At 32.5% G+C, this 25,089-nt stretch carries 18 protein-coding genes, 2 rRNA genes and 1 other RNA gene; 1 reads left to right on the forward strand and 20 read right to left on the reverse strand.

The annotated features are described in order from the left end of the window. Positions 1–31: 31 nt before the first annotated feature. The 11 genes from DQN46_RS05355 to DQN46_RS05405 all read right to left on the reverse strand — a co-directional run bounded on the left by DQN46_RS05355 (position 32) and on the right by DQN46_RS05405 (position 16,869). Positions 32–2,914 (reverse strand): 23S ribosomal RNA (locus DQN46_RS05355). 209 nt (positions 2,915–3,123) lie between these two features. Further along, positions 3,124–4,680, reverse strand: a 16S ribosomal RNA gene (locus DQN46_RS05360). Together the 16S and 23S rRNA genes form the textbook arrangement of a ribosomal RNA operon. A 380-nt stretch (positions 4,681–5,060) precedes the next feature. After that, a complete protein-coding gene (locus tag DQN46_RS05365; RefSeq protein ID WP_004634290.1) occupies positions 5,061–7,400 on the reverse strand; it encodes an endonuclease MutS2 in 2,340 nt (779 codons plus the stop codon). Positions 7,401–7,541: 141 nt separating this feature from the next. Then, a complete protein-coding gene (locus DQN46_RS05370; protein WP_004634288.1) occupies positions 7,542–8,075 on the reverse strand; it encodes a CvpA family protein in 534 nt (177 codons plus the stop codon). A gap of 105 nt (positions 8,076–8,180) precedes the next feature. Continuing rightward, positions 8,181–9,833, reverse strand: coding sequence for a DAK2 domain-containing protein (locus DQN46_RS05375; protein WP_224207445.1), 1,653 nt, complete (start codon positions 9,831–9,833; stop codon positions 8,181–8,183). A gap of 8 nt (positions 9,834–9,841) precedes the next feature. Continuing rightward, positions 9,842–10,201: an Asp23/Gls24 family envelope stress response protein gene (locus DQN46_RS05380; protein ID WP_004634284.1), complete on the reverse strand. Its 360-nt coding sequence runs from the start codon at positions 10,199–10,201 to the stop codon at positions 9,842–9,844. Between the two features lie 151 nt (positions 10,202–10,352). Then, positions 10,353–11,285, reverse strand: a complete 933-nt coding sequence (locus DQN46_RS05385; protein ID WP_004634282.1) for a ketopantoate reductase family protein — start codon at positions 11,283–11,285, stop codon at positions 10,353–10,355. 205 nt (positions 11,286–11,490) lie between these two features. Continuing rightward, positions 11,491–12,537 (reverse strand): PTS sugar transporter subunit IIC, encoded by a 1,047-nt coding sequence (locus DQN46_RS05390; RefSeq protein WP_004634280.1) that lies wholly within the window; start codon positions 12,535–12,537, stop codon positions 11,491–11,493. Between the two features lie 163 nt (positions 12,538–12,700). Further along, a complete protein-coding gene (gene rsmG, locus DQN46_RS05395) occupies positions 12,701–13,414 on the reverse strand; it encodes a 16S rRNA (guanine(527)-N(7))-methyltransferase RsmG (RefSeq protein ID WP_004634277.1) in 714 nt (237 codons plus the stop codon). After that, positions 13,407–15,290 carry a tRNA uridine-5-carboxymethylaminomethyl(34) synthesis enzyme MnmG gene (gene mnmG / locus DQN46_RS05400; protein ID WP_111743267.1) on the reverse strand — a complete coding sequence of 628 codons (1,884 nt, stop codon included), beginning with the start codon at positions 15,288–15,290 and terminating at the stop codon, positions 13,407–13,409. The genes rsmG and mnmG overlap by 8 nt, the downstream gene beginning before the upstream one ends. 181 nt (positions 15,291–15,471) lie before the next feature. Further along, a complete protein-coding gene (locus DQN46_RS05405; RefSeq protein WP_004634271.1) occupies positions 15,472–16,869 on the reverse strand; it encodes a cation:dicarboxylate symporter family transporter in 1,398 nt (465 codons plus the stop codon). Between the two features lie 297 nt (positions 16,870–17,166). Between DQN46_RS05405 and DQN46_RS05410 the strand changes: the two genes are divergently transcribed. Beyond that, a complete protein-coding gene (locus tag DQN46_RS05410) occupies positions 17,167–17,613 on the forward strand; it encodes a flavodoxin (RefSeq protein ID WP_111743268.1) in 447 nt (148 codons plus the stop codon). 41 nt (positions 17,614–17,654) lie between these two features. Here DQN46_RS05410 and DQN46_RS05415 read toward each other — a convergent pair whose 3' ends face one another. The 9 genes from DQN46_RS05415 to DQN46_RS05455 form a co-directional block, all read right to left on the reverse strand. After that, positions 17,655–18,158 carry an RrF2 family transcriptional regulator gene (locus DQN46_RS05415; RefSeq protein ID WP_111743269.1) on the reverse strand — a complete coding sequence of 168 codons (504 nt, stop codon included), beginning with the start codon at positions 18,156–18,158 and terminating at the stop codon, positions 17,655–17,657. 89 nt (positions 18,159–18,247) lie between these two features. Then, entirely contained in the window at positions 18,248–19,375 is a 1,128-nt protein-coding gene (locus DQN46_RS05420; RefSeq protein WP_111743270.1) for a THUMP domain-containing class I SAM-dependent RNA methyltransferase, read from the reverse strand. Between the two features lie 55 nt (positions 19,376–19,430). Next, positions 19,431–19,808: RNase P RNA component class B (gene rnpB, locus DQN46_RS05425), an RNA gene on the reverse strand. A gap of 45 nt (positions 19,809–19,853) precedes the next feature. Next, positions 19,854–20,051: a DNA-directed RNA polymerase subunit omega gene (rpoZ, locus tag DQN46_RS05430; protein WP_004634263.1), complete on the reverse strand. Its 198-nt coding sequence runs from the start codon at positions 20,049–20,051 to the stop codon at positions 19,854–19,856. Between the two features lie 9 nt (positions 20,052–20,060). Then, the gene (gene gmk / locus DQN46_RS05435) at positions 20,061–20,681 is read right to left on the reverse strand and encodes a guanylate kinase (protein WP_004634260.1); all 621 of its coding nucleotides are present in this window, start codon (positions 20,679–20,681) and stop codon (positions 20,061–20,063) included. Positions 20,682–20,816: 135 nt separating this feature from the next. Beyond that, positions 20,817–22,487 carry an Rqc2 family fibronectin-binding protein gene (locus tag DQN46_RS05440; RefSeq protein ID WP_004634258.1) on the reverse strand — a complete coding sequence of 557 codons (1,671 nt, stop codon included), beginning with the start codon at positions 22,485–22,487 and terminating at the stop codon, positions 20,817–20,819. 113 nt (positions 22,488–22,600) lie between these two features. Beyond that, positions 22,601–23,365: a TerC family protein gene (locus DQN46_RS05445; protein ID WP_004634257.1), complete on the reverse strand. Its 765-nt coding sequence runs from the start codon at positions 23,363–23,365 to the stop codon at positions 22,601–22,603. Positions 23,366–23,378: 13 nt separating this feature from the next. Further along, positions 23,379–24,140 carry a hypothetical protein gene (locus tag DQN46_RS05450; RefSeq protein WP_004634255.1) on the reverse strand — a complete coding sequence of 254 codons (762 nt, stop codon included), beginning with the start codon at positions 24,138–24,140 and terminating at the stop codon, positions 23,379–23,381. Further along, the gene (locus DQN46_RS05455; protein ID WP_224207404.1) at positions 24,140–24,982 is read right to left on the reverse strand and encodes an ABC transporter ATP-binding protein; all 843 of its coding nucleotides are present in this window, start codon (positions 24,980–24,982) and stop codon (positions 24,140–24,142) included. The genes DQN46_RS05450 and DQN46_RS05455 overlap by 1 nt, the downstream gene beginning before the upstream one ends. Positions 24,983–25,089: the final 107 nt, after the last annotated feature.

Genomic DNA, 25,089 nt, shown 5'->3' on the forward strand with positions numbered 1-25,089 from the left:
TCTCTTGTCAACAAATTTTTCAGAACTTCACTTGATTAAGTCCTCGACCTATTAGTTTTAGTCAGCTACATGTGTTACCACACTTACACTCCTAACCTATTCTCCTTGTCGTCTTCAAGGGGTCTTAATATCCGTGGGAAATCTCATCTCGAGGGGGGCTTCATGCTTAGATGCTTTCAGCTCTTATCCCTTCCGTATTTAGCTACCCAGCTATGCCACTGGCGTGACAACTGGTACACCATTGATACGTCCATCCCGGTCCTCTCGTACTAAGGACAGCTCCTCTCAAATTTCCTACGCCCACGACGGATAGGGACCGAACTGTCTCACGACGTTCTGAACCCAGCTCGCGTACCGCTTTAATGGGCGAACAGCCCAACCCTTGGGACCGACTACAGCCCCAGGATGCGATGAGCCGACATCGAGGTGCCAAACCTCCCCGTCGATGTGGACTCTTGGGGGAGATAAGCCTGTTATCCCCAGGGTAGCTTTTATCCGTTGAGCGATGGCCCTTCCATGCGGAACCACCGGATCACTAAGTCCTGCTTTCGCACCTGCTCGACTTGTAAGTCTCACAGTCAAGCTCCCTTGTGCCTTTACACTCTGCAAATGATTTCCAACCATTCTGAGGGAACCTTTGAACGCCTCCGTTACTCTTTGGGAGGCGACCGCCCCAGTCAAACTGCCCACCTGACACTGTCTCCCGGTCTTTGCCGAGGGTTAGAATTTCAATACAGCAAGGGTAGTATCCCAACAGCGCCTCCTCATACACTGGCGTGCATGATTCTTAGGCTCCTACCTATCCTGTACATACTGCATCAAAATTCAATATCAAGCTACAGTAAAGCTCCATGGGGTCTTTCCGTCCTGTCGCGGGTAACCTGCATCTTCACAGGTACTATGATTTCACCGAGTCCATCGTTGAGACAGTGCCCAAATCGTTACGCCTTTCGTGCGGGTCGGAACTTACCCGACAAGGAATTTCGCTACCTTAGGACCGTTATAGTTACGGCCGCCGTTTACTGGGGCTTCAATTCATACCTTCGGATTTCTCCTAAGCACTCCTCTTAACCTTCCAGCACCGGGCAGGCGTCAGCCCCTATACTTCACCTTTCGGTTTTGCAGAGACCTGTGTTTTTGTTAAACAGTCGCTTGGGCCTATTCACTGCGGCCTACTCTCGTAGGCACCCCTTCTCCCGAAGTTACGGGGTCATTTTGCCGAGTTCCTTAACGATGGTTCTCTCGCTCACCTTAGAATTCTCTTCCCAACTACCTGTGTCGGTTTGCGGTACGGGCACCTCTTATCTCGATAGCGGCTTTTCTTGAGAGTTTGGCTTCATTGACTTCGCTACTTTAATTTCGCTCCCCATCACACTTCAGTCTTATGAGCAGCGGATTTGCCTACTACTCAACCTTTGTGCTTAGACGTCCTATTCCATCAGGACGATCAATTAGCCTCCTCTGTCCCCACTTCTCTCAATCGATATTTGGTGGTACAGGAATTTCTACCTGTTGTCCATCGGCTTCACCTATCGGCTTCACCTTAGGTCCCGACTTACCCAGAGCGGACGAGCCTTCCTCTGGAAACCTTAGTCTTTCGGTGGATAGGATTCTCACCTATCTTTCGCTACTCACACCGGCATTCTCACTTCTAACCTCTCCACCTCGCCTTCCAGCTCAGCTTCTATGATGTTAGAACGCTCTCCTACCATATAACATTAGTTATATCCGCAGCTTCGGTTGTATGTTTAGCCCCGGTACATTTTCGGCGCGATGTCACTCGACCAGTGAGCTATTACGCACTCTTTAAATGGTGGCTGCTTCTAAGCCAACATCCTGGTTGTCTGTGCATCATCACATCCTTTTCCACTTAACATACAATTTGGGACCTTAGCTGGCGGTCTGGGCTGTTTCCCTTTCGACTACGAACCTTATCACCCGCAGTCTGACTCCCGTTGATATTTATCTGGCATTCGGAGTTTGTCTGAATTCGGTAACCCGGGATGGGCCCCTAGTCCAAACAGTGCTCTACCTCCAGTAAACTCACAACGAGGCTAGCCCTAAAGCTATTTCGGAGAGAACCAGCTATTTCCAAGTTCGATTGGAATTTCTCCGCTACCCACAGCTCATCCAAACACTTTTCAACGTGTCCTGGTTCGGTCCTCCATTCAGTGTTACCTAAACTTCAACCTGGCCATGGGTAGATCACTTGGTTTCGGGTCTACTCCATCATACTATTTCGCCCTATTAAGACTCGCTTTCGCTTCGGCTCCATGTCTTCCACTTAACCTCGCATGATAAAGTAACTCGCCGGTTCATTCTACAAAAGGCACGCCATCACCCCCTAAAGGGCTCTGACTACTTGTAAGCACACGGTTTCAGGTTCTCTTTCACTCCCCTCCCGGGGTTCTTTTCACCTTTCCCTCACGGTACTGGTTCACTATCGGTCACTAGGTAGTATTTAGCCTTACCAGATGGTCCTGGTAGATTCCGACGGAATTCCTCGTGTTCCGCCGTACTCAGGTGCTCTCTCACGCCAACTTAGCATTTCGTATACAGGACTTTTACCTTCTATGGTCTATCTTTCCAAATTGTTCTACTATACTTCGTCATACGCTTTGTTGAGAGTCCTACAACCCCAATATGCATGCACATTGGTTTGGGCTCTTTCCCTTTCGCTCGCCGCTACTTAGGAAATCGATTTTTCTTTCTCTTCCTGCAGGTACTTAGATGTTTCAGTTCCCTGCGTTACCTCGCTTTCGCGTACCGCCCTTTTAAAAGCGGTGGGTTCCCCCATTCGGATATCTACGGATCTTTGCTTACTTACAGCTCCCCGTAGCGTTTCGTCGTTTGTCACGTCCTTCTTCGGCTCCTAGTGCCAAGGCATCCTCCGTGCGCCCTTTACTACTTAATCGTGTGTAGCTTTTACGCTTCGTTCTTCTTCCTTGAACTCTTGTGAATAAGTTTTTCAACTTACTTACTTTTTTCTCGGTTTTGTAAATCTGTTTCTTTACTTATAGAAAATTATCTTTGATCTAATATATATATTCAGTTTTCATTGTGCTTGAGTATTCCTTGAACACTCAAAACTAAACGAATTGCCAACGTATTCCTTATCCTTAGAAAGGAGGTGATCCAGCCGCACCTTCCGATACGGCTACCTTGTTACGACTTCACCCCAATCATCTGTCCCACCGTGACCGGCTCCCTCCTTAAAGGTTAGGCCACCGTCTTCGGGTGTTACAAACTCTCGTGGTGTGACGGGCGGTGTGTACAAGACCCGGGAACGTATTCACCGCGACATTCTGATTCGCGATTACTAGCGATTCCAGCTTCATGTAGTCGAGTTGCAGACTACAATCCGAACTGAGAATAGTTTTATGAGGTTGGCTGACTCTCGCGAGCTCGCTTCTCTTTGTTCCTATCCATTGTAGCACGTGTGTAGCCCAAGTCATAAGGGGCATGATGATTTGACGTCATCCCCACCTTCCTCCAGTTTATCACTGGCAGTCTATCTAGAGTCCCCATCTTACTGCTGGCAACTAGATATAAGGGTTGCGCTCGTTGCGGGACTTAACCCAACATCTCACGACACGAGCTGACGACAACCATGCACCACCTGTATCTGTGTCTAACCAAAGGTCAGAACAACACAATCTCTTGTGTCCTCACAGTATGTCAAGACTTGGTAAGGTTCTTCGCGTTGCTTCGAATTAAACCACATGCTCCACCGCTTGTGCGGGTCCCCGTCAATTCCTTTGAGTTTCAACCTTGCGGTCGTACTCCCCAGGCGGAGTGCTTAATGCGTTAGCTGCAGCACTGATCTCTTATGAGACCAACACTTAGCACTCATCGTTTACGGCGTGGACTACCAGGGTATCTAATCCTGTTTGCTCCCCACGCTTTCGCGCCTCAGTGTCAGTTACAGGCCAAAAAGCCGCCTTCGCCACTGGTGTTCCTCCTAATCTCTACGCATTTCACCGCTACACTAGGAATTCCACTTTTCTCTCCTGCACTCAAGTTTAACAGTTTCCAATGACCCTCCACGGTTGAGCCGTGGGCTTTCACATCAGACTTATTAAACCACCTGCGCGCGCTTTACGCCCAATAATTCCGGACAACGCTTGCCACCTACGTATTACCGCGGCTGCTGGCACGTAGTTAGCCGTGGCTTTCTGGTTAGGTACCGTCTCTTACATGTATAGTTACTACATATCCATTCTTCCCTAACAACAGAGCTTTACGAACCGAAATCCTTCTTCACTCACGCGGCGTTGCTCCGTCAGGCTTTCGCCCATTGCGGAAGATTCCCTACTGCTGCCTCCCGTAGGAGTCTGGGCCGTGTCTCAGTCCCAGTGTGGCCGATCACCCTCTCAGGTCGGCTATGCATCGTCGCCTTGGTGGGCCTTTACCCCACCAACTAGCTAATGCACCGCAAAGCCATCTCATAGTGTTAGCATAACCAACTTTTAAATATCTCTCATGCGAGAAATACTGTTATCCGGTATTAGCTATCGTTTCCAATAGTTGTCCCAGTCTATGAGGCAGGTTCTTTACGTGTTACTCACCCGTTCGCCGCTAAGTTTTTCTAGTGCAAGCACCAGAAAAACTTCGCTCGACTTGCATGTATTAGGCACGCCGCCAGCGTTCGTCCTGAGCCAGGATCAAACTCTCCAAATAATTGTTTAGCTTGATTAGCTCTTTAAAAAGTTTTATAGTTTCTTTTCAAAACTGTCCTTTTTGGAATTAACGTTGACTTAATTCGTTTAGTTTTCAATGTTCAAGTTTGTTGCGTTAGCAACTTTTATATCTTATCATTTTTATTTTTTTTTGTCAATAGTTTTTTTAAACTTTTTTTAACTTATTTTAAAATGACTTCGTCTTTCTTCAAGACTTTTTCTATTCTATCATCTACTTTTCCCTTTGTCAAGGTGGTTTCTTCTTTTTTCTTAACATTTGTCTTTTATTCTTTTAAACAACATTGTTTATTAATAATATCTTCTATAAAAATACAAAAGATTGAATTACCAAAATCATAAAATAGTAATTCAATCTTTTTATTATTTCATCTCTACTACTGTAGCTCCCATTCCACCTTCATTTTGGCCACCACTTCTAAAACTCTTGACATAACGATTATTCTTCAAGTACTCAGCGATATTTTTTCTAAGTATTCCTGAGCCTAGACCATGAATTATAGTGAAAGTATCATACCCTTGTAAGATAACCTTGTCCATATAATCCTCAATAACTCTTATCGCTTCTTCAGTATTTAAACCGATAACATTAATATCAATACCAACCTTTTTACTACTTACTTTACTAGTACTAATATATCGTTGAGTTGTTTCTGGTTCACTATCAATTTTTCTAACTTCTTTTTTCTTAATACTAAGTTTCATAGCCCCCATTTTAATTTGCAGATTATCCCCTGATGTTTCTAGGACAGTTGCACGCTGATTATAACTAAGAACCAATACATCGTCCCCAACTTTAATTTCAGTATCATTAAATTTAAGTTGATCCTCTAATTTTTTCGTTAAATTAATTTTGTTTTTTCTATTATCAATATTATGAAGAATTTCATTTACCTCATGTTGTTTTAGAGCTGAACTATCTTTAAAATCACGATACAAATCTAAAATTTCTTCTTTTTTAGCATCAATCTCTCTATTCAACTCTAAACTTAGCTCATTATATAAACTATCTTTATATTCATTATATTTTATAAGATTGTTTTCTAAAGTTGCTTTCACTTCATTTATTTCATCAACAACTCGATTTATATATTCCAATTTAAAATCGTATTCTCTTATACTTTCAGAAAGTTTATCGATAAATAAATTATTTTCTTTTTCATTTTCTTCTTGCAATGCACTTGCTTCAGCTATAATTGAACTATCTAACCCTAACTTTGCCGAAATATTTATCGCATTTGATTTTCCAGGCAAACCTATTATAAATCTGTATGTAGGTTTTAATTTTTCAAAATCAAATTCCATAGAAGAATTTTTATAATATTCCGATTCAAAACAATAATTTTTAATCTCTGGATAGTGAGTTGTACATAACATTGTAGCATTTAGTTCTTTAAATTTATCAAGAAGAGCTATCGATAAGACCGCTCCTTCACTTGGGTCAGTTCCTGAGCACAATTCGTCTAAAAGAATTAAACTTTTCTCATTTGTTTCTTCTAATATATTAATGATATTTGTCATATGCGAAGAAAATGTAGATAAATTATTTTCTATAGACTGTTCATCTCCTAAATCAACAAAGACTTTTACAAAGAACCCAACTGTAGACTCCTCTAAAGCGGGAATATAAAATCCTAAGTGAGACAGATAGACACATAATCCTACCGTTTTTAATATTACAGTTTTCCCACCGGTATTAGGTCCAGTAATAATAAGTGAGTTCCCAAAATTATCTAAAGTAATATCATTTTTCACAACAACGTCCTTATCTATCAATGGATTATATGCTTTTTTTAAATTAATTTCTTGTTTATGAACAATATTTTGCTTATTAAATCCCTTTTGACTACAGAAATTCATTTTTGAAAAAATAAATTCTACTTGAGAAAAATTCCATAATGAATTTAACAATTCATTTGCTTTTATTTTTATAACTTCCGAGGCATCTTTCAAAATTCTTAATATTTCTTCTTTTTCTTTTCTTCTTAAGACACCTATTTCATTATTTATTTCTACATTTTCTTTCGGTTCTACGTAAAATGTATTTCCAGAAGCAGATTCATCATGGATTATTCCTCCAAAATCATTCTTATGTTCTGGTTTAACTAAAATTACATCACGATCATTACGCTTAGTAACAATAGCCTCTGTTAATTTTTTCACATTTGCTCTTATTATATTTTTTAATACTTGGTCACTTTTAGTTTTTAATTTGGCAATATTTGCTTTTATATTTTTCAATTCTAATGATGCATCTGGTCTAATATAGCCGTCTTCATCAATTATTCTATCTAAGTATTTCTCTAAATCTTCAAAGTTATCTAATTTTTCTATATACTTATCTAAACTTCTATAAGATTTATTTTCTTGAATTTTTATTCCTTCAAAACGCTTTGTAAATCTATCATAAACGATAATATTCCTTAAAATGTAAAATAAATCTTTTTCTGAAAGAATACTATCTATTTTAGCTTTTTTAACGCTCGCTTCATAATTGTAAATTTTCAAACGAAATTCATTTGGGTATTTTCTTAGCAATTCATATGCTTCTTCATTTTCTCTATGGACTTCTAGTAACTTATCAAAATCACTTATATATTCAAGATTTTTTATTTTTTCATAAGATATTTCTGAATAACAATATTTTTCTACATCTTTTAAGACTAAATCTAAATTCAATTTTTTTCGAATTATCTTATCCAATTAATTTTCACCCCTTCAAACATAATATTTTCTTATATTCAACAAAAACTATTATACACTAAATATATTCTTTTAACAATTTTATTAAACAGAAAAATAGAGTAATAATTTAAATAATTTAACTATTACTCTATTAATATTCTATCTATCGAAGAATAAGCTTATTAGCTGTTTTGACAATATTGGTGTGTTTTCTAAAATATACTCTGGAAGTGTTGAATTAGTAAAAATTGTTGTTTTCCATTCTGATGTTGGTAAAATTGTTCCAACATAAAGAATTAGAAAGATTATCAAATAAATTTCTACAAAACCTAAAATAGCACCTAAAAATCTATCCGTTGTCTTTATTAAAGGTAATTTTCTTATTAATCCAAAAATAGAAGCTAAAACTTGAATTATCAATCGAATCACAATAAATATCACAATAAACGAAATAACTCTATAATAAGCTGTAGGAATATTAAGATTTTGGTAAATCCCGTTTAATCCTTCTGACACATTATCAGGTATTGGAATTAATCCTGTAAATAAATAAGCTAAACGGGAACTGAACAACATAGAAACAAGATAGCCTATTATAATTGTTCCTAAATAAAAAAGTTGCATTATAAGTCCTCGTTTATAACCTAGATAGACTCCTGCAAAAAGAAGTAATACAATTAATATATCTACCATAACATCCTCCTTTCATAATTATATTATACAATTGTAAGTGATTAACTTTAAAGTAGCATTAATCTGAATAAGATTAATGCTACTTTGTTAACAAAAAATAATTTTTTATTCTAATCCTATGATGTATGGATATACTGGTTGCCCTGATTCTACAAGCTCAACTTCTACATCAGGATATTTATCTTCGATTAATTTTTCTAAGAAATCCGTATATTCATCTGTACTTTCTTCACCTAGGTAAATAGTTACGATTTCTTTGTCTTCATCGATAGATTTCTCTAATAATTCTTCTAATACAGTGTTAAGTGATAAATTAGAAACTACAATTTTCCCATCACGAATCCCCATAAATTCATCTTTTTTAATCTCAACACCTTCAATATGCGTATCACGAACAGCATGAGTTACTTCTAAAGTACTAACTGTCCCTAATACTTCTTGCATGTTTGCAAAGTTTTCTTCTGGACTAACATTAGGATTAAATACCATTACTGCAGCCAATCCTTGAGGAGCTGTCTTGCTTTCCACAACATAAACATTTTCTTCTGCTAACTCTGCTGCTTGTTTAGCTGCAAGTTGAATATTCTTATTATTAGGGAAAATATAGATATTTTTAGCATTTACTTCTTTTATAGCTTTCATAATGTCTTCTGTTGAAGGATTCATAGTTTGACCACCTTCAACTACATAATCAACGCCCATTGAAGTTAAAACTTTACTTAATCCACTTCCCATTGAAATAGAAATCATAGCTTGCTCTTTAACTTCTTTTGAAGTAGTTGCTTGTTTAGATTCTTGTTTTCTTAAAACTTCTCTATGTTGCTCACGCATATTATCTGATTTAATTTTTATAAGCTCCCCATATTGTTGTCCATAATTAAACACCTCTCCTGGAGTCTCAGTGTGAACGTGAATTTTTACATACTCACTATCTGAAATAACAAGTAACGAATCTCCAAACTCACTCATATCTTTACGGAACTGATCTTCATCAAATTCTTTTTTATCTTTATCAAGACGAACAGTAAATTCTGTACAGAAACCATAAACTATATCTTCTGGACTCATGAAGTCCATGTCATGATCATCTTCAAATTGCATATCAACTATATTTGTTTCAACTGCATCTAAACCGTCGATTTCTTCTCCTTTAAGAGCAGCAACAAAGCCTTGATATACACAAACAAGTCCTTGTCCTCCTGAGTCGACAACACCTACTTCTTTCAAAATAGGTAATAGGTCTGGTGTTCTTTTAAGTGATTCTTGTGCTTCCGCATAGATAGCTTCCATTACTTCAATAACAGATGTTGTACTTTCAGCTTTTTTAACTCCTGCTTCTGCTGCTTCACGAGCTACTGTTAAAATAGTACCTTCAACTGGCTTAATTATAGCTTTATACGCTATGTTTACACCATTTTGAATTGCGGCAGCAAATTCTTTAGAATCAATTTCTTTCTTGTCAACAATGTATTGTGACATCCCTCTAAATAATTGAGAAAGAATAACTCCTGAATTACCACGAGCACCCATTAACAACCCTTTAGAGAATGATTTTCCTAGTTCTCCAATATTTTCAACAGTATTAGCTGCTGTTTCTTTAGCTCCTGAAGACATAGATAGGTTCATGTTTGTTCCTGTGTCTCCATCTGGAACAGGGAATACATTTAATGAATTTATTTTTTCTGCATTTTTAGCTAAATTTCTAGCACCTAAGTCTATCATTTTAGCTAAAACAAGGCCATTTATCTTTTCCACTATCTTTCCTCCTATTTGTTAACCTTGATGCCTTGAATAAAGATATTAACCTCATCCACTTTAACACCTAATGTTTTTTCAATTTGGTATTTTACTGAAGATTGAACATTATTAGCAATTTCTGAAATTTTTGTTCCATACATAACTATAATATATAAATCAATTATTAATTTACCTTCGTCTTTTTTTACTTTTATTCCTTTAGAATAATTTTCTTTACCTAATATTTCTGTAATTCCATCTTTAACTTGATTTTTACTAGCCATTCCTATAATTCCGTAACAACTTACCGCTGTACCTCCAGCAACTGATGCAATCACATCATCACTAATAGAAACATGTCCTAGATCATTATTAATTTCTAATGCCATATCTTTTTCCTCCTATTTAAAATAGACAAAATGAACATACGAATTATTATACCTTTTTTATAAAAAAAATACAAGTAAAACATTGATATTTCTAAAACAAGAGCCTTTGGTTGTCCCTTATTTTATCGAGGTCTCTCACTATTATTTCTAATTATTTATTGCCATTTACTGACTCTTTTGAATGTATCATCAATGTAATAACATCGCATACTGGGGTAGGAATGTTGTGAATTTTACCTAAACGAGAGATTTCTCCATTTAAGTAATCTATTTCTGTCAATCTACCATTTTTCATATCTTGATATAATGATGGATAATGCAATCCTGCAGTTTTCGGATCAAAACAATTTTCTATATTTTTCTCAATTATTTCTTGCTTAACATCAATACCTTCAGCGTGACCAACCGCTGTTACTTCATTCAGAATAGCACGAGTCAAATCTAAGTGCTTTTCATAACTTCCATATTGATTTATATTACAATCTATCAATGTACAATAAGTATTTAAAACACAATTCAACCCTGCTTTGTGCCATATCGATTGATATGTATTATCTGAATAATTCATATTAAGTCCCGCTTGATTTAAACGTTCAATAAGCTTTAGAGTTTCGTCTAAATTATCTTCTTTTACTTGTTTAATTTCAGTTTTTCCCGAACCATAAGCCTTTAAAACTCCTGGTCCACCTAAACCACTCGTCCATACAGTGACACCAATTAATATATTCTTTTCTTCTACAAAATCTTTTAACGTGTCAACATGACCTAAACCATTTAGAATACAAATAACTTTTGTATCTTCATGAATTAGATGTTTTACTTTCTCTAGCATACTTCTTAATTGCATTGATTTTGTTGCTATAAAAATTACATCATACTTTCCTGAAACATCTTCAGGATAGTATGTTGGAATATAATAATTACCAAGATCTTTGTCATCAATAATAACCTTTAGGCCATTTTTCGTAATGTTTTCCACGTGTTCCTTCCATGAATCAACAAACGTTACGTCTTCTCCATTCTTAAATAACATATATCCAAATCTTGATCCTAGTGCTCCTGCACCTGCAAATAAAACTCTCATAAATTTTCTCCTTAATATCTTTATTTTTAAATATAAAATTACCACTAATCTTTCATATCTTTTTTTAAAATTTATTATTAAATAACTTTCCATGTTTTATAAACTAGTGATATTTTTCTTATACCCTAATTTTATAATTATCCTAAAACTTTGTCAACGCGTTACGGCCTTAAAAAAAAGAAGAAGCGACTTTCGTCGAATCTTCTTATAAGTTTTCTGGTTTGTATGCATCTACTGTATATAATTTTAAAACATTACAATAGAATCTATCAGCTAAGAATGCCACTCCAAAAGGAATTACAAAAAATGCTAAAACAATTTGTAATAAACCTCCGTGAGTCATCTCATACGACTTTAGTGGCCCAATTAATCCGATAATACCAAAACCTGCACTTTCATGCGTTCCTACAATATTTAAGAAATAACCAGAAATTCCAGTTATTGCAGCGGTAGTTAAAATAGTTAAAAATAATTGAGGTTTTCTGGCACAGTTTGGCATCATTAATTTAATAGCTCCTAAAATAATCGCTGCCGTGGCTCCTCTACTATTTGCTCTAAATGTTCCTATTGCTAATACGGCTGCTGCGGAAACTAATCCTAATGTTGCTGCTCCAGCACCTATATAATTTTCATTTGTAAATAAAATTATACCCATTGCTACTGTTGATACAGGTGTTACAATTAGACATGCAAAAGCCATAGTTATCAACATACACATTAAGATTGGTTGTAACGTAGTAAACTCAAATATAATTGTTGCTAATAATTTAGTTAGACCTTTCATATAAGGTAATGTCACTAAACCAAAAGCTGCTACTAATCCACCAATTATTGGAAGAAATATAATTGTTACTGCACCAAATTTATCTTTTACCAACAAAATAAGTAATGCCCCTATAATAGCTACTAGCATTACATTGAATAAATCCCCCATCGGTACACCTGTCCAAGCTTTATTAGCAGCATTATAAGTCAATGAACCACTTCCCGCTAAAACTGTTGCTCCTAGTACAGATGATTCTAGCGGTTTAAATTTTAAAAATTGCCCTACAATAACTCCAACTAATACAGGAATAGAAAATTGTAATAAATACATTGCTTGTGATAATGTAGCAAATAAGCTAGGGGCAAATAATGTTCCTAAGTATTTAAATAACGTACTCAATACTGCGTTTGGAATTAAACCAGCTACTACACCTAGTGCTGTACCATTCAAAATTATATTAAGAAAATCCTTTGTTTTTTTCGTCATATACATCCTCCTTTTATATTATTATACTATAATAATATAAAATCAAAAAAAAGTAAAGAATTTTTTGAAAATTTCTATAATTTTTCTTTTTATTTTAGATTAATTCACAGAAAGCTAACTTTATTAAAAAATAGCTTATTGAAATTTCAATAAGCTACTTTCTTTATAGTAATGGTTTTTTATTAGGTAATCCTGCTTTTCTTGGATATTTGTTCGGTGTTTCTTTTGTTTTTCTTATTTCCAGTATATGGCGTTCTTCTCCTTCTAAGTCAAATTCTATATCTTGTTCTAACTTTCCACCTAATAGTTTTATTGCATTTATTGCTTCATTCGTTTCTTCTTCAGCTTTTTGTGCTTTTAAACTCAAGAAATAACCACCTTTTTTTACTAATGGTAGGCATAGTTCAACTAAAACATTTAAACGAGCAACTGCCCTAGCTGTTACTATCTCAAAACTCTCTCTAAAATTTTTATCTTGACCAACTTCTTCTGCACGTGCATGTATAAAGTTGCAATTTGTCAATCCCAATTCCTCTTGAAGTAGATTTAAAAATTTAATACGCTTATTTAACGAATCAACTATTGTTACTTCTAAATGTGGATATAATATTTTAAGAGGAATCGAGGGAAATCCTGCTCCGCTTCCTACATCACAAATATTACTTACTTTACTGTAATCTCTATAAAACGAGAGTGAAATAGAATCATAAAAATGTTTAGTATAAAATTCCTCTTCTTCAGTTATCGCAGTTAAATTAATTTTTTGATTCCATTCTACCACTAATTCAAAATACTTCTCATACTGCTTCTTTTGAATATCACTAAGAACTATATTTGTTTTTTCCTCAACTTTTTTATAGAATTGTTCCTTATTCATTATTCATCCCTCTTCTTTGTTCTAAGAAAACTAATAGAATAGAAATATCCGCTGGATTAACTCCAGAAATACGAGACGCTTGACCTATTGTTAACGGTAAAACTTTTTTAAGTTTTTCACGAGCTTCTATTGCCAAACTCGGTACCTCATCATAATCTAAATCACTTGGAATTTTCATCGCATTCATTTTTTTAAGTTTTTCAACTTGTTGTAAAGATTTTTTTATATATCCTTCATATTTAACTTCTATTTCTACTTGTTCAACAATATCTTTAGGCAATATTGTAGAATCATCTGCTAAATACATAACATTTTTATGGCTCAATTCTGGACGTCTTAACATATCAATTGCAAGTATTCCGTCTCTTATTTCTGCACTATTTAATTCCACTAGTTTTTCTAATGTATTTGCAGTTGGTGTTATTCTAAATGTTTTTAATCTTTCTATTTCATCAGCCACTGCTTGACGTTTTTCACTGAATTTTCTATATCTTTCTTCAGTTACTAATCCATAATTATATGCTTTTTCTGTTAAACGCATATCAGCATTATCGTGACGTAGTAATAATCTATGTTCCGCACGCGATGTCAATAATCTATATGGTTCATTTGTTCCTTTAGTTACTAAGTCATCTATCAAGACACCAATATAAGCTTCATCACGTCCTAAAATCATAGGTTCTTCACCTAAAATTTTACACGCTGCGTTAATCCCCGCCATAATTCCTTGACCAGCCGCCTCTTCATATCCACTTGTTCCATTAATTTGACCAGCAGTGAATAATCCATCTATTAATTTTGTTTCTAGAGTCGGCCATAATGTCATAGGGTTTACTGCATCATATTCTATGGCATATCCATTTCTAATAATTACTGCATTTTCTAATCCAGCTATACTTCTTACCATATCATGTTGAACATCATCAGGTAACGATGTTGACAATCCTTGAATATATATCTCTTTTGTATTGCGCCCTTCAGGTTCTAAAAATAATTGATGTCTCTCTTTATCATTAAATCTCACGTATTTATCTTCTATACTTGGACAATATCTTGGTCCTGTTCCTTTTATTACTCCTGAGTACATAGCTGAACGCCCAAGATTTCTATCTATTATCTCGTGGGTAGTTGTATTTGTATAAGTTAACCAACATGGAATTTGGTCTTCAACATATTCCGTAGTTTCATAACTAAATGCATACTTCTCATTATCACCAGGTTGAATTGCAGTTTGTGAAAAATCTACACTGTCCGCATTAACACGCGGAGGTGTTCCTGTTTTGAATCTTACTAAATCAAACCCTAATTCTTCTAATTGTTTTGCTAAATCAATTGATGGCATTTGATGATTCGGACCTGATGAATACTTTACATCGCCGATAACTATTTCACCACGCAGATAAGTACCTGTAGTAATAATAATTACCTTAGCTTTATAAGCTGTACCTAGCATAGTTTTCAGTCCAACTACTTTATTATTTTCTATTATTAACTCTCGAACCATCGCTTGTTCAATATCTAAGTTGGGTGTTCCCTCTAAAATACGTTTCATTTCAGTCTGGTAAGCTACTTTATCAGATTGCATTCTCAATGCACGAACAGCTGGACCTTTTGCTGTATTTAACATCTTACTTTGAATATTTGTTTTATCCGCAACACGTCCCATAAGTCCACCAAGCGCATCAACTTCACGAACAACTATTCCTTTGGCAGGCCCCCCCACACTTGGATTACATGGCATAAAGCCAATTGTATCCAAATTAATTGTAATCATAAGAGTTTTTACACCTTTTCTGCTCGCTGCGTGCGCAGCCTCAATCCCAGCATGACCTCCCCCAATTACAATAACATCATATTCTTTTAAAAATTTAGTCATAGTACCTCCATATATTTTAACGTAATTGCAAAATAATGCTTTGACCAAAATTTTGATACATTACTAATTTTTACCTTTATTATATTATCATAACCATATAAAAAATACGAATAATATACTTTGTAGATTATTTATAAATAAAAAATCGCAATACAAATTTGTACTGCGATTCTGCATTTCTCTACTTTTTATTTTCAAATTTATCAAATTCTTCTTTATTAAATAATTTAAGATGTTTATCAACCATAATAGAATTCGTCATCCCACCACTTACATTTAAACAAGTACGTCCCATATCTAAAATTGGATCTATTGCTAAAATTGGATTAATTTGATTAAAGAACGCTCCAAATCCAACTCCATTAACTGAAACTGATGCAGCCGTAATTGCTGTCCCTGGCACACCTGCTATTCCTACTGAACCAAGAGTCACAACTATAATTGACATAACAAATAATGTAGCATCAATAGCTATACCATTAGCATTTGCTAAAAATACTATTAGCATTGCTGGATAAATACCAGCACACCCTTGCATTCCTGCTGTAGAAGAAAATGAAGCTACAAAGCTTGCAGTCGATTGATTGACACCTAACTCTTTTGTAAGAGTATTGATAGTTAGGGGTAATGTACCTGCACTTGAACGTGACGTAAACGCTAGTATTAATGCTTTACTTGCTTTCCTAAAGTATGTAATTGGAGATAATCCATGAAATACTAAAAATAATCCTTGAATTATAAATTGAACAATTACTGCTAAATAAAGTAGTATAATAAACAGTAATACATCTTTAATAGATTTTAGTCCACGTTGAGCAATTGTATTTGCCAATAATGGAATTACAGCATATGGTAATAGCTTTATGACCATAACTGTAATACGGGACACTATAGCATGAAGACTTGCTATGTATCCAACAAAAGATTTAACTTTATCTTTATCTTTATTTTGAATATACCTTGCAGCTATTCCTATAAACATAGCGAAAATGACAATACCAATAACATTAAAATCAACCATAGCCTTAATAGGATTTGACGGGATTAATTCACGTAAGATAGTTACTACATCTTTTACTTCTTTTATTTTACTTTCACCGCTACCTAATATTATAGAACTGCTTCCTAATTTAAATGCTGTTCCTACTAAAAAACCAACTGTTGAACTTATTGCTACCATCCCTAGAGTAATTATTAATGTAAAACGTGTTAATTTTTTTATATCTGTATTAGCATTTATATTAACAATAACATTAATAATTGACACTAAAACCAATGGAATAATTAACATTTTAATTAAATCAATAAATCCATTTCCGAATAGCGAATACCATTTTGTAATTTCTACAACATATTTTATTTTCGTTGGATCATCACTAAATCCAGAATATGCTTGAATTACAATTCCAAGTACTAATCCTATAGCAGTTGCTAATAACGTTCTTTTTGCCGAACTAACACGTCTTTTAGATAGATAATACATTAAATAAAATAACGTAAAAAGCAATACTAAGAATAATAATGTCTCCTTTGTAGAAATCATAATAAATTTTTCAAAAAATGTAAACTTATTTCCCATTCTATTGTACCTCATAATGAATTAGATTTCCTAATTCACCTTTCTATAATTTTGTTGTGTAATTTATTAATTAATTCTCACAACAACTACAGATAGAGTGGAAACGAATAAATTCATTTTCCATAGTATACCTCCATAAATAAAAGATGTATAATATTAAACCACTAATAAAATAACTTTTCAACTTATATGCTTGAAGATAAAAAACTTTCTTATCTTATATTTACTATTTTGTTTATATAGGTTATAATACTAATTAGTTGATAATAAATTTTAATTAGAATCGGAGTGATATTGGTGAACATAAAATTAGTATATGCTAGCTTAACTGGTAATACAGAAATGTTATCAGACTTAATAATAGAAAAATTTGAAGCAGAAAAAGGTATAGAAATTGAAAAATTATTCATCGAAGATATGGTAGATTTTGATTTTTTAGATGATGCTGATGCATTTATCGTTGCTACCTATACTTATGGTGAGGGTGAACTCCCAGAAGAAATGGAAGAATTTTTTGAAGCACTTAGCGAAAAAGATTTTAGTGGCAAAATTTACGGTGTTATCGGTACTGGGGATACTGTATACGAACAATATTGTGTTTGTGTAGATCAATTCAACGAGCAAATTGCTCAGACTGGTGCTACTAACCCTACTCAAAACTTAAAAATTGAAATAGAAGCCGATACTGATGAAGATTTTGAAAACATCGATAAATTTATAGAAGACTTTTCTTCTGCACTATAAATTAAAGGATAAAAAAAGAATGGTATAATACCATTCTTTTTTTATCCTTTAAAGAAGACATTAACTCTTTCAAACTCTTCTTCCCAATTATTCCAATCTAGACGGATTCTTGAATTTTCATCTAAAATATCTTCCACTAAATTATCTATTGTAATTTCTTCTAATGATTTTTTTATTGATTGATTAATTGAATTAACTTTATTAAGATATTTTTTATACCTCTTATCAACAGCTAATGCACCTTCAAATATTTTAGAAACATAGTCAGTTTTTAAAACAAAAATTTCTACTTCACCATTCAGTGCCACATAAATATCATATAAAGTAACTTTTTTGTTAGCTTTATATTTATATCCTCCTCCTACACCTGTATTGGCTTTTACTAAATCATGAAGAACTAACTTTCTCATGATTTTTTTTAAATATGTAGGAGATATATTAAGGCGTTGGCTAATTTCTTTTGAATTAAGAAATACATGTCTATCTTGAAGATACAACATTACCATAATACAAATCGCTTGTTCAGTACTTTTTGTTAAATGCATAACCCCTCTACCTCTCTTTTCTTTATGTTATTATGTAAAACTTTTATCCTCAATTTAATTCTAAAATATATTATTATAATTGTCAATTATTATCTTAATTTCTCTCCCCAGTACTGATAATAAGTACATTCAATAGATCCATTAAATAATTTTCTTCTCTTAGTTGCTTTTTTCCCATATAAATGTTCAAACATTTTATGAGAAGTTAGTAAATACAATGACCAATATTTTTGATTTTTTAATTGACTTCCTAAATATTTATACATTGCCTCAACTTCTTTTTTCTCACCTAAACGCTCTCCATAAGGTGGATTGGCAATGACACATCCAGATTCTCTTTTTACAACAAAATCATAAACTGACATCTGCTTAAATTTTATCACACCTGCTAATCCGATTTCCTCAGCATTATTTTCTGCAGTTTGAATCATTTTAGGGTCGATATCAGAACCATATAACTCTAATTCTTTCTCATAGTCTATTGCTTCCTCAGCTTTATTTCTTTCTTCATCTACCAGAGATTTTGGCATCCATGGCCATTTTTCAAAATCAAAATTACGATTTATACCTGGTGCCATATTTTGAGCTAACATTGCTGCTTCTATCAACAACGTACCTGATCCACAAAATACATCATATAAAGGAGTTTCTCCCTTCCAATTGGTTAATTTTACCATTGCTGCCGCAAGGGTCTCTTTTAGCGGAGCAGTCCCTTGTTTAGCTCGATAACCACGCTTGTGAAGTCCATCACCAGATGTATCTAATAAGATTGTCGCAATATCATTTAACATTATAATTTCTAATCTATATCTTTCTCCTGTTTCTGTTAACCAACCTGTAATTCCATAGCTTTTTTTCATTTTTTCTACTATTGCTTTTTTTACAATTGATTGACAGTCAGATACACTAAATAATGTTGATTTATGACTACGTCCATCTACTGGAAATTTAGCATCAACTGGAAGATATTTATCCCAGTCTATTTCTTTTGTTTTTTCAAATAACTCTTCAAATGTGTATGCTGGAAATTGGGCAACAACAATTTTCACCCTATCTGCACATCTTAACCAAAGGTTTGATCGTACTATAGCTCTTTTATCACCAGAATAATATACTCTACCATTTTCTACCTTTGTTTCATATCCTAAATCTTGTACTTCTTTTGCTACTATCGCTTCAATTCCCATAGGCGTTGTCGCTACTAAATTAAATTTCATTTCTTCCTCCTTAAAAAAGAGGCCCCTAAGAGCCCCTAGAACTAGTTATTTTTCTTATCATAAGCCATATTCTGTATCTATTCTTACTCAAACAAGACTAGTCTACTCTCGTAAAAATAGCTGTGATCATCTGTCTAAATATATACATATTTCCTATTCCTACATTCAATTCTGCGGAATAAGTGCTTCTACCAAAATTTGAATTGCTCACTCAAGGGGTTTACCTCGTTCCACTTCTTATATTTCTATAAGAACTTCGTCACTGTGGCACTTTCAAGATGTATAACCATATACATGTACTTAGGTTATACTTTCTGCCGTCACCTAATGGTGCCTAAACTTATTTTTTCGTTTAGCGTTGAACACTACAAGCATCTCAGCTTGTGTGAGTATGGACTTTCCTCAGCGAAATACACCGCGACCACTCAAAGAAAAATACTTATATTACTTTACACTAAAATAATATTTTTGTAAACTATTATTTTTCTAAAACAGAAATTTTGCCTTCTGCTATTTCTTCTAATGCTTTCCCTACTTCTTTATGTGAAGTATATTTTTCTAATTTTGCTGTATCAGGATTAGCAAATAGTTCTCTTGCTCTTTTACTTGCTAATGATACTAACATATATTTTGAATTTACTTTTGATTTTAATACATCTAATTTTGGATATAACATTCTTTTCTCCTACATTTCTTCTAATTCTAACAGTGCACGACGATATCTCATCTCTATACGTTCACGTTTTAAATGCTCACTTAGAATAATAGCTTTTATTCTTTCGACAGCCTTATCAACTTCATCGTTTTCCACTACGTAATCATATAAATGCATCATATTTATTTCTTTTTTAGCTTTAGCTACACGTGATTCTATTACATCATCACTTTCTGTTCCACGGCCTTTTAACCTATCTTTTAAATCTGCTATGCTTGGTGGTGCTAAAAAAATAAATAGCGCATCAGGTATCTTACTTTTTACCTGACCAGCTCCTTGTACTTCTATTTCTAAAAAGATATCTTTCCCTTTATCCATAGTTTCCCTTACATATCTTACAGGTGTCCCATAGTAATTATCCACATATTGTGCATATTCTAAAAGTTCACCTTGTTCAATTAATTTTTCAAATTCTTCTTTTGTTTTGAAAAAATAATCAACACCTTCTTTTTCTCCTGGCCTCATTCCTCTTGAAGTCATCGAAATAGAATATTCAAAGTCTACATCATTACTTTCAAAAATTCTTTTCCTTACAGTACCTTTACCTACACCTGATGGTCCTGATAGAACTATTAATAATCCTTTCTCCATTTCTCGTATCCTTCTACATCATTTATTATCTATCTATCATACCACAAAACTTATAAAAATTAAACTATTATAGCATGTATTTACAAATTTTCATAGTAACTTCCTCTAAAATACAAAATCTTTTAGAGTTAAGTATTAAACAAATTTATTGTTTATTAATTCGTTAATAAACATCTTATCTATTTTTTGTTTAATTGTTTTTTGCCCAGTATAAGTAACCATCCCGGGTTTTGCTCCTGATATTTTTTTCACATTTTTTATAAGTGTCATATCTACAGCAACTCTATCTTCATTTTTAAATTTAGAAAAATATCCAGCCAACATCGCCGCTACTTCTTTTGTTTTTTCATCTGGGTTATTATTAAAAATTACAACATGACTTCCTGGAATATCTTTTGCGTGAAACCAAAGATAATCACGGCGTGCAAGTTTGTTTGTAATTGCATCATTTTGAATATTATTTTTCCCAACATAAATATCTATTCCATTATAGTTAATTACAAAGTAATTATTCTTATTTTTTTTCTTTGAACTTGAAACTTTTTCCTTTAATAATCCTGAGTTTATTAACTCTTCTTTTATTTCTATCAAATCAGACTTATCGGCATTCTCTACTTGAAATTGTAGAGTTTCAAAATAAACTATATCTTCTTCTGTAATTTTTATTTGCTTATATAGATTTCCAATTGTTCTTTTATTTTTTTTATAAAGATTAAAATATCTGTCTGAATTTTTTTCTATAGTTAAGTTAGGATCTAATTCTATCTTTATATCCTCGAATTCTTCACTATAAAAATTTGGCAATGTCACAACTTCTGGAACACTCTTTTTAAACATATAAATATTTGAGATAAGCAATTGCCCTTTCAATTTATAGTCTTCTTTACTTTCAGCCTCAATCAATTCCTTATTCAAAATTTCTAGTTTTTTACTTAAGCGATTCAACTTTGTTTTTATAAAATCAAATAGTCTTTTATCTGTACTTTTATTAATATTAGATTTAGCTATATCTAAATAATAAAAGTCAAGCAAATCACATAGTGAAGCAAATTTTATATTATTCTCACCAGTATCTACATCAAAAAAGTAAAAATCTTTTTTCCCATTTCTTTCTAGCAATATAGGACTATAATAAATTTCTAAATTATAACAAAAACTTTTGAACTCTTCCTCAAATTCTATTTGTTTAGCAATAAAATAATTATTTAATAAGGCTGATACTCCGTAAAAGTTTTTCATTAAAAATCTTTTATCACTATAGTTAAATTCTAAATTTTTATAACTATCAAAGTCAAATGGATTATATTTTGACTCTGTTGGAGGAAGTATATAATTCATATTAGCAATTGTTGAGCGTTTATAATCAATACTATAACTGTTTTTCAACGATTCAATTATTACTTTATTATCATCGGTTAAAATAATATTAGAATGTTTCCCCATAAGTTCAGCTATTAAATAATAATATTTTTCATACCCTAACTCATCAAAATTTTTAATTTTAAACACTATAATACGATCATTATTAATCTGCTCAATATTTTGAATAATTCCACCTATTAAATATTTTCTAAGAACTGTGCAAAAATTAGATGGTGTATTAGGATTTTCATAAGTATTTTTTGTCAACTGAAAACGAGATGAACTAGAACTTGCTGATAATAACAATTTAAAGTTTTTTCTTTTCCTAATAGTTAGAATAAATTCATCAGTTGAAATATTATTAATTTTATTAATATGTGCTCCTAGTATGTTTTCCTCTATTTCTCCTACTAATTTTCTTATAAAAAAACCATCAAATGCCATATATTTCATCTCCTTAAATATTTCCTAGTATCAATATAATTTAAAATTATATCATAGATACCTATATATTTCCATAATCAAAAAGGTCAGAGTACTTCTCTGACCTTTTTATACTATTTTTTCTCAAATCTTTTAGAAATAAGCACTCCCCATACCAAAAGACCTAAAAGGACTACCCAAAAAATTGCCGTCCATAATGCCGAATGTGGAAAATGTTCTGAAATAAGCGCTACTTTAGGATGGGCTGCAGCTATAACAAAAAGTTTTATACCAACCCAACCCACTATTAAAAATGCGGCTATCTCCAATCCTGGTTTCTTTTCTAATATTTTTATAAAGGCATTAGCTGCATATCTCATAATAATTACGCCAATAAACCCTCCAATTACCATAACAGAAAACTGTCCAAGATTAATTCCCCCTATTTTTGTTTCAGAAATATGAGGTAGGGTAATTGCAATAGCTACAGCTGCTAAAATAGAATCAATTGCAAAAGCTATGTCTGTTAATTCTACTTTTAAAACTGTCATCCAAAAACCACTTTGTTTTTTAGGCGTTTTTGTTTCTTCCGTTTCATCTGATTGTTTTCTATTATCAAAGAATTCTTTAATGTGATTCCCTGCCATGTATAGTAGATATAAACCACCTAAAACCTGAATTTGCCAATATTGAGCGAGTAATGTAATTAGAAAAATAGCTACAACTCTAAAGACAAGCGCTCCTATTAAACCATATATTAAAGCATTCTTCTGCTCTTTATAAGGTAAGTGTCTTACCATAACTGCCAGTACAATTGCGTTATCTGCTGAAAGCAAGCCTTCTAAAATAATTAAGCTTAATAAAACTATAACATATTGTATTAGTATTTGTGTATCCATAAAACTCTTCTTTCTAAATAACTTTCTTTATTAATTTTACTATAAAAATAACTATGATTAATCCTACTATATTTAATGATATTGGTAAAAAAGTAACTAAATTAAATTCAATAAATTGATTTAGGCTATTAAACTCTTTATCAAAAATATTTAGTATGCTGTTTTCTATTCTTTCTGATAAAAATGAAATTCTATCTTCTAACATTTTTGCAATAACAGTTCCACCTATAAAGTACAACAATGATAGTGAAATAGCCAAATTTGTATTATTAAATAATGTTAGTACAAATAAAAATATTAGATTAGCTAACAACAATAATAATAGAACCATAGATAAGTATGCTATTGAATTTTGTACATTTGAAAAAATAATATTTTTTATTTCTAAAAATTTATTTTTCTTAGTAAAAAATAATATTAAAATTATTCCCCCTAGCATAATTAAATAATATGTAGCAAAGTATATTAAATTAGCTACTAATGCTGAGAAATCTCTTAAAGTTTTTTTCTTAGCTAATTCTAAAAAAATACTTACTTTTGATATGTAATCTTCACGATATGAATAGATATAGTTTATTCCCATAAGAAATATTATTAGTATTAATAATATTTTAAATGTAAATTTAAATATAAAATCTACTTCATCTAAATCATAGTATCCTGCTAAGCTACTTGTTTTATATATAAGGAGAAAGCTAATAAGTAAAATAATCATACCAAAAAGGTAATTAAACTTCCTTTTAAAAATTTTTCCAAATTCTAGCGAAAATATCATTATAGTACTCCCTCCCCTTCATATAATTTTATTCGCTCCCCAAGATTTCTTATTTGAGATATCTCTATATTATTTTTCAATAGTAGATAGACAACGTCTTCAAGCACTTCTTCTCTTACTACAATTTCTTTATCATTATAAATTGTATATTGATAATCTTGTAAAATATTATCTAAATCCTTTTGATGCGATACGCTTATCGCTGCTAGTTTTTTGATTATCAATAAATCATCCAATAAGCCATAATATGATTTTTCTCCATCAGATATAACCAAAACATTATCCGCAATGTTATTATACTGATTTAATATTGTATCTAAAATTATAATATTAGCATTATTAGAATGTTCTAAGATTAATTCTCTTAGAGCTTTTTTATCATCTCTTGTTAAATTATCTTTTGAATAATCAAGTATTAGAATATTTTGGTTAATTAAAACAGAAAATAGAGTATGAAATTTTATTTTCTCATTTTCTAATAATTGTTGATATTTCTTATTCGGATCTAATTCTAGTAAATCTAATCTACCTATTATATCATCTTTCGGGACAGTAAGCCCTAAAATTTTTGATAAACTTAAAAGATTTTTTTCTAAAGACAAGTGATTATAGAAACCAAAATCTTCAGAAAATATTAATTTTTCTTCATTTATATCAATATTATCAAAGGTAATTTCGCCTTTAAATTTAGTCCTTCTTTTAAAAGAATCTTTTAAACTGTCTAATTCTAAAGTATTATTACTGATAATAGTCAGAATTTCTCCAGTGCTAACTTTAAAATCTAATTCTAAAAAAATATTTTTTTTTATTTTCTTTTTATACTCTCTAAATTCCAGTGTCATTGTAACTCCTACTTTATTAAAATAAAATACTATCTAACATCTACTAACTTATTATTCTTAATTTTTGTTAAACACAAGTAGTATTATATCTTATTATGATACCATTG

Origin of the sequence: Gemella morbillorum, assembly GCF_900476045.1 — a bacterium.
Classification (GTDB): domain Bacteria; phylum Bacillota; class Bacilli; order Staphylococcales; family Gemellaceae; genus Gemella; species Gemella morbillorum.